This window comes from Agromyces sp. C10, from assembly GCF_023217995.1.
Lineage (GTDB): Bacteria > Actinomycetota > Actinomycetes > Actinomycetales > Microbacteriaceae > Agromyces > Agromyces indicus.
In genome coordinates this window covers 189,230-196,144 of the sequence record NZ_JALPSX010000009.1, presented here as the reverse complement: position 1 = coordinate 196,144, position 6,915 = coordinate 189,230, and the positions used below count along the sequence as shown (strand labels likewise).

Genomic DNA, 6,915 nt, shown 5'->3' with positions numbered 1-6,915 from the left:
CCGGGCTGGCACCCGCGAGGTCAGCGGCCGCGCTCGCGGCGGAGGCCCTCGGCGAACCGCGTGAGGAGGTCGGCGAACACGACGCGCTCCTCGTCGCTGAATCCGTCGAGGGCGGAGTCGATGGCCCGGCGGTGCTCGGCTCCGGCGGAGCGGACGGCCGCGCGGCCGGACTCGGTCAGGCGCACCCGGGTGCGCCTGGCGTCGTCGGGATCGGCCTCGCGCGCCACGAGGGCGTCGGCGACGGCGCCCTGCACCAGGCGGCTCGCGCGCGGTTGGTCGACGCCGATCGCCTCGGCGAGCTCGGTGACCGACATGGCGCGGTCGGCCGCGTCGAGGGTCGCGAGGAGCCGGTGCCGGGCGACCGGACCGAACCGGAACGCCCACGGGCCGGCGCTGGGTTCGCCGTGGGGCCCGCGGTGGCCGGACGGGCCCGGGCCGTGGGCGTGCGGCCCGCCGTGGGGATGTCCGTGCCGGTGGCCCCTCCCATGCTCGGGCCGGTCGTCGTCGCGCGTGGCCCACGGCGGCCGGCCGCCGCGGCGGAGCGCGGCGAGCGCGCGCGCGATGCGTTCGGGCGAATCGGCCGGACTCACCGGATCGTCGCTTCCGGCAGAGCCGGCGGGCGTCTCGGGGTCGTCGTTCACGCCTCCAGAGTACTTGTCATTTGACATGCATTCGCATTGCATGTCACACTACATATGCATGCTTGATGACATGCATCAGCTCCTCGAGCGGGGCACTCGCACCGCGGCCGCACTCGCGGCGACTCCATCCGGCCCTCGGCGGCCGACTCCCCGCGCCGGATCGGCGCATCCGAAAGGACCCCCATGAACTCCCACGACCACACCCCTGACTCCCACGACCACGCCCCTGATTCCCACGACCGGCCCGAGCCCTCCGGCCCGGGCCGCCCGCTCGGCTTCTGGCTCACGACCGTCGACCGGGCCATCGCGCGTGAATTCGCCGCCGCGTTCGACGACCTGGAAGTCACCCGCCGCGAATGGCGGTTGCTCAACCTCATCGGAGGCGAAGCGCGCGACGAGCGGCTCAGCACGAAGCTCGAGCGCCGGCCCGAGCTCGTCGCACCGCTCGTCGAACGCGGCTGGATCGCAGGCGACGCCGGCGACCGGCACCTCACCGACGCCGGTCGCGCGGCGCTCGCGACGCTCGGCGAGCGCGTCCGCGGCATCCGTTCGCGGATCGCCGGGGCCGTGCCGGCCGACGACTACGCGACGACGGTCGCCACGCTCGAGGCCATCGCCCGCGAACTCGGCTGGAGCGAGGACGGGCCCGATCGGCCCGGACGCCGGTTCGGCCGAGGAGCCCACCGTTTCCGCGGCCACCACTGGGCCGGGCACCGCTTCGACCCTCACGGCGGCTCCGGCCACGCCGACGGCCAGGGCCACCGGCACGGCCCCGGTCACCGGCACGGCCCTGACCACGCCCGGTGCGTCCACGATGAGCGCTGAGCGATCCCGCTGACGACGACGGCGCGCCGCCCCCCACGGGGAGCGGCGCGCCGTTGCAGGTCGCCGGGCGGGACCGCCTACGGAGCCACGCGGATGGTGACCGAAGCGGTGGTCGTGTTGCCGCTGGGGTCGGTCGCCGTGTAGGTCAGCTCGTAGCGCGCCCCGGCAACGGCCTTCACCTGCACCTCACCGCCGACCACGCGCACGTCACCGCGTCCTCCGGCGCCCGCGGAGACGACCCGGGACTCGGTGAGCTCGACCTCGACCTCGCCGGAGTCGTCCGACGCCGCGATGTCGACCGCGATCGTCCGCCACTTGTTGTTCGGCGGGAACACGACCGACGGGTCCGCGGTGACCGTGAGCTCGGGCGCGGTCGTGTCGGGCACCGTGAGGTCGAGTCCGACGATCACGGGGTCGTGGTCGCTCGAGCGGTAGGCGTCGGGCGCGTACCAGCTCGACACCTGACCCGCCGACTTGAACTCGGTGTTGTAGTCGAGGATGGTCGGCTCGTCGGCGTTGATCGCCCACTCCGCCGCCCCGGTCACGTCCTCGAGCAGGCTCGCGCCGGCCAGGCCGTGGTCGAGGTAACCGAGCTGCCCGTCGAACACGTACGAGTAGGCGAACTCGCCGACGAACTGGCGCAGCAGGTCGGTGTATCCCGCGTTGCGGAGCGCCGTGATCGGGTCCTCCTTGTCGTACGCGTTGAGGTCGCCGATGATCAACTCGCGGCCCGCGTCGGCACCGGTCGGCTCGGTCGCCAGCCAGTCGGCGAGCGCCTGCGCCGCGACCGTGCGGGTCACGTTGCAGTTGCCCTGGCCGTCGCCGCGGTCGGGGTCGCCCGCGCACGCCGAGCCCTTCGACTTGAGGTGGTTGACCACGACGGTGACGTCGTCGCCGCCGCCGACCGGCTCGAACGTCTGCGCGAGCGCCGGGCGGTTGCGCGTCGTGTCGAAGCGCGGGTCGACCGAGGCGTCGAGCACGGCGTGGGCGCCCACGGGGACGACGCTCGCCGGCTTGTAGATGAGCGCGGTCGTGATCTCGTCGGTGCCGAGCTTGCCGGTGTCGATGCCGGCGTACGTTCCGGCGCCCATCTCCTCGTTGAGGGCGGCGACGAGCGCGTTCAGCGCGGTGCCGCCGTTGTTCTCGATCTCGATGAGGCCGACGATGTCGGCGTCGATGCGGGAGATGGCGTCGACGATCTTCGCCTCCTGGCGCTCGAACTCGGCGGCGGTGTTGGCGCCGCGCGCGTTCAGCGTCGTGAAGTAGTTGAGGACGTTGAAGCTCGCGACCGTCGTCGTGCCGGCCACCTCCGGCGCCTCACCGCGGGGGTTCGCCCGCTGGTACGAGGCGGCCTCGGTCGGCTGGATCTTGTAGGCGTTGTTCCGGTAGTCGAGCACGCCGGTGAGGCCCGTGACGAGGTCGCCGCCGCGCAGGGTGTTCTGCAGCGAGAACGGGTCGCCGTTCGGGTGGCGGAGCGGGTCGGGGTTCTGGTTGCTGCGCCCGTCGTCGAGCGTGATGCGACCGCGCGCGTTCGCGGCGGCCAGCTCGATCGCCTCGGCCGATCCGGGGGCGTACACCGCGGTGGGCTGGAACTGGCGATCGGTGCCGAGCGCGATCTCGCCGTAGCGGCCGTAGTTGAAGTACTCCAGCACGGCGAGCGACTGCGGCAGCGTCACGCGCATGCCCTCGAGCGCCTCGCGCTGGGCATCCGTCGCCGGAAGCTCGAGCGTCGTGGCAGCGGGCAGGGCGGCACCGGTCGCGCACGGGATGACCTGCGACGCGGTGATCTGCGTCATGTTGAAGAACTCGCTCACCGTGCCCGTCACCGTCAGCACGTCGCCGGCGTTCACGTCGGCGCCGCCGGGGGCGTAGATGAACAGGCCGTCGGAGGTCGCGGCGTCGCCGTCGCCCGCGTCCTGCAGGTAGTAGCCGTTGAAGCCGCCGACCTGGAAGTCGCCGACCACGGTGCCGCGCACGGTTCGCGTGCTGCCGACCACCGGCGAGGCGGTGCCGGAGCCCTGCACCGAGCCGATCGTCGCGACGTCCGTGTCGCAGGTGGGGCCGGTGCCGGGGTCGCCGCCGCCGTCACCGGGGTCGCCGCCGTCATCGCCGTCGCCCGCCTCGCAGTCGGCGGTGTGGGCGCCGAGGCCGTCGAACGTGTCGGCGGCGAAGCCGGTCCACTGCGCGGCGGGGTCGAACGTGTCGGCGGTGTTGGTGTCGCCCGAGCACACGGAGGCGTTGCGGCGCAGCGTGTTGTCGGCCGTGGAGGTGAGGCCGGTGCCCCACTCGGCGCCGGGGTCGAAGCCGACCTGGCCGAGCGAATCGATGACGACGCCCGCCTTCTCGAGGACGATGGCGTCGTCGCCGTTGAACCAGCTGCCGCTGTTGAGCTGGTCGGCCGCGGCGAGCACCGTCGCACTGGCGGAGCCCTGCGCGAGCACGTGCACCTCGCCCGCGGCGACGGTGCCGGTCAGGTTGACGGTCAGGCCCGGCGTGACGCCGCCGTTGAAGTACATCTTGACCGAGTAGCCGCCGGCACCGAGGTCGATCGGGTTCGCCGTGAGGTTCGCGAACTCGAGGGCCTTGTTGTTGGAGCTGCCCTCGACGTACTCGCTGATGATCAGGTCGTTCGCGACGCCGTCGGCGGCGTGGGCGGCGGGGACGGCGAGGCCGACCGCGGCGAGCGCACCGGCGGTGAGGCCCGCGAGCGCGTGGTAGGGACGTTTCATCATGCTCCTCGTTGCCGGTGGGCCCACGGTGGCCCACGCACGGGGCACAGCATATGCGGCGGGATGTCGCGGTGTGAAGGGTTGCCGCACACCCGTCACCGAACGTTATCCAGACGGAAACTCCCTGATGAACAGGCAGAAACGACGCATCATCGTCGAGGAATGCTCATCTGCGCATGGAGACGGGAACCGAGCGCTCAGGTGAGCGCCGAGCCGCTCGAGCACCCTCGCCGCCCGCACCCCGTCAGGCGTCGGCCTGCCCCCGCGCGTTGTACACGACCGCATCCGACGCCCCGAACGCGCGGAACACGTCGAGCGCGTCCTCCCGCCGCACGTCGGTGCGCACGCGGATGCCGCGCCGCTCGAACTCGCCCATCCAGTGGGCGGGCATCGGCCCCTCGTCGAAGCCGGTCAGGCGCTGGCAGTCGTCGCCGTGCCCCGCGATCACGAGCCGGCGCACCCCCGACCACATGGTCGCGCCGTAGCACATGACGCACGTCGCCCAGTTGACGACGAGCTCGAGCTGGGCGCCGTCCGCACCGAGATCCCACCGGCCGAGGCGCGTCTGGGCCAGACTCAGCGCGGTCACCTCCGCGTGCGTCGAGCTGAGCCCGCTCGAGAGCACCACGTTCACGCCGGCCGAGACGAGCCGACCGGATGCCGCGTCGACCACGAGCGCCGCGAACGGCCCGCCGTTGCCGGCGCGCCAGTTGCGGTCCGCGAGTTCGATCGCGAGCCCGACGCGGGACTCGTCGTCGGGGAGGACCGTCTCGGCCAGTGCCGGCAGCTCGGCGACGAGCCACTCGGGCAGGGCGGCGGAGAACGACGTCGGCATCGCGGCATCCATACCGCCCATTCTGGCGGGCCGGAGTCAGCGGCGCTGCTGCTCGTCGCCCGAGAGGCGCTGCGCCAGGTAAATCGGGATGATCGACACGAGCACCAGCACCACCGCGATCACGGCGACGATGGGCGCCTGGCTGGGCCGGAACATGTTGTTCAGGATGAAGATGGGCAACGTCGTCACGCCGGACCCCGCCGTGAACGTCGTCACGATGATCTCGTCGAATGACAGCGCGAACGCGAGCAGCCCGCCCGCGAGCAGCGCCGACCGCAGCTGGGGGAAGGTCACCAGCCGGAACGTCGTCCACACGCCCGCGCCGAGGTCGGCCGACGCCTCCTCGAGCTTCGTGCCGGTGCGCCGAAGCCGCGCGATGACGTTGTTGAAGACCGTCACGATGCAGAACGTGGCATGCGCGATCACCACGGTCCAGATCGACAGCGGGATGCCCATGATCGTGCGGAAGAAGTTGTTCAGCGCGATACCGGTGATGATGCCCGGCAGCGCGATCGGCAGGATCACCAGCAGGTTCACCGTCTGCCGGCCGAAGAAGTCGAACCGCTGCAGCGCGAACGAGATGAGCGTGCCGAGCACCAGTGCGATCGCCGTCGAGATGAGCGCCACCACGACGCTCGTCTGCACGGCCTCCATCGCGCCGGCCGAAGCGAACGCGCGCCGCCACCACTCGAGCGTGAACCCGGGCGGCGGCCACGACAGCGAGGTCGACGTCGAGAACGAGTTCACGAGCACCACCAGCAGGGGCACGTACACCAGCACGAGGATGAGGCCGGCCACGGCGCCGAGCATCGTGCGCGAGAGTCGGGAGAGTCGCATCCGTTCGCCCCTAGAGGTTGTCGAGCGCACCCGTGCGACGCACGAGCGCGAGGTAGCCGAAGATGATCGCGATCGGGATGAGCGCGATCGCCGCCGCGAGCGGCAGGTTGTTCGCCGCGCCCACGTTCGTGTAGACGAGGTTGCCGAGCATCTGGTTCGCCCCGCCGACGATGTTCACCGTGATGTAGTCGCCGAGCGACAGCGAGAAGCTGAAGATGGTGCCGGCGATGATCGCCGGGGCGGCGAGCGGCAGGACCACGTGGCGCACGGTCGGCCAGGTCTTGCCGCCGAGGTCGGCGGAAGCCTCGAGCAGCGAGTCGGGCACCCGCTCGAGCCCGGCGTAGATGGGCAGGATCACGTACGGCAGCCACAGGTACGACAGCGTGATGATCGTCGCGGGCAGGCCGTAGCCGGGCGTGCTCAGGCCGAACGGCGACACGAGCCACTCGAGGATGCCGTCCTGCGACAGCACCGACCGCCAGGCGTACGCCTTCACGAGGTAGCTCGCCCACAGCGGCATGAGCACGGCGATGACGAGCAGCCGGCGGGCCCGGGGCGAGGCCACCTTCGCCATGTAGAACGCGATCGGCAGGGCGAGCGCGACGTCGATGATGGTCACGAGCAGCGCCACGCCGATCGTGCGGAGGGTCACCGTCTGGTACAGCGACCCGGTGAGCACCGTGACGATGTTGTCGATCGTCCACTCGGTGCGGATCTGGCCCGTGAAGCTGTCGACCGACCAGAACGCGGTGACGAGCAGCGCGGCGAGCGCCACCACGTACACGAGGCCCAGCCAGAACAGCGGGGCCGACAGCAGCAGCGCGAGTCGCATCCGCGGGTGCGTGCTGAGGAACACCGACGTGCGGCGGGCGGGGGTGGCCCTGGGGCGGCGGATGGCGCTGCGGGAGCCGTCGTCGCGGTCGGGGCCGCGGACCGGGGCCGGTGCCGTCGCATTCGTCGTCATTCGTCTTCCTGTCGGTGCGGTTCGTCGGGGAAGTGGGAGGGTTCGGGAACGGCGGGGGCGGACCGGGGAGCGGTGCCGTCGTCG

At 71.9% G+C, this 6,915-nt stretch carries 6 protein-coding genes; 1 reads left to right on the top strand and 5 read right to left on the bottom strand.

Annotated elements, in window-relative coordinates; genetic code table 11:
- Positions 1–20: 20 nt before the first annotated feature.
- A complete protein-coding gene (locus M1L56_RS12065) occupies positions 21–641 on the bottom strand; it encodes a MarR family transcriptional regulator (RefSeq protein ID WP_248599428.1) in 621 nt (206 codons plus the stop codon).
- Between the two features lie 183 nt (positions 642–824).
- Between M1L56_RS12065 and M1L56_RS12060 the strand changes: the two genes are divergently transcribed.
- Positions 825–1,466, top strand: coding sequence for a MarR family winged helix-turn-helix transcriptional regulator (locus M1L56_RS12060; protein ID WP_248599427.1), 642 nt, complete (start codon positions 825–827; stop codon positions 1,464–1,466).
- Positions 1,467–1,543: 77 nt separating this feature from the next.
- On the opposite strand, the gene M1L56_RS12055 is transcribed toward M1L56_RS12060, so the two are convergent.
- The 4 genes from M1L56_RS12055 to M1L56_RS12040 all read right to left on the bottom strand — a co-directional run bounded on the left by M1L56_RS12055 (position 1,544) and on the right by M1L56_RS12040 (position 6,831).
- On the bottom strand, positions 1,544–4,198 hold the full coding sequence (locus M1L56_RS12055) for an ExeM/NucH family extracellular endonuclease (protein WP_248599426.1): 2,655 nt from the start codon (positions 4,196–4,198) through the stop codon (positions 1,544–1,546).
- Positions 4,199–4,439: 241 nt separating this feature from the next.
- Positions 4,440–5,042, bottom strand: coding sequence for a nucleoside deaminase (locus M1L56_RS12050; RefSeq protein WP_248599425.1), 603 nt, complete (start codon positions 5,040–5,042; stop codon positions 4,440–4,442).
- 24 nt (positions 5,043–5,066) lie between these two features.
- Positions 5,067–5,867: an ABC transporter permease gene (locus tag M1L56_RS12045; protein ID WP_067949547.1), complete on the bottom strand. Its 801-nt coding sequence runs from the start codon at positions 5,865–5,867 to the stop codon at positions 5,067–5,069.
- A 10-nt stretch (positions 5,868–5,877) separates the two neighbouring features.
- Entirely contained in the window at positions 5,878–6,831 is a 954-nt protein-coding gene (locus M1L56_RS12040; protein ID WP_082847236.1) for an ABC transporter permease, read from the bottom strand.
- Between the last annotated feature and the right edge of the window lie 84 nt (positions 6,832–6,915).

Coding starts and splice junctions, on each gene's coding strand:
- M1L56_RS12060 (WP_248599427.1), top strand. CDS start 825: ATGAACTCCCACGACCACACCCCTGACTCCCACGACCACGCCCCTGAT.
- M1L56_RS12055 (WP_248599426.1), bottom strand. CDS start 4,198: ATGATGAAACGTCCCTACCACGCGCTCGCGGGCCTCACCGCCGGTGCG.
- M1L56_RS12045 (WP_067949547.1), bottom strand. CDS start 5,867: ATGCGACTCTCCCGACTCTCGCGCACGATGCTCGGCGCCGTGGCCGGC.
- M1L56_RS12040 (WP_082847236.1), bottom strand. CDS start 6,831: ATGACGACGAATGCGACGGCACCGGCCCCGGTCCGCGGCCCCGACCGC.
- M1L56_RS12050 (WP_248599425.1), bottom strand. CDS start 5,042: ATGGATGCCGCGATGCCGACGTCGTTCTCCGCCGCCCTGCCCGAGTGG.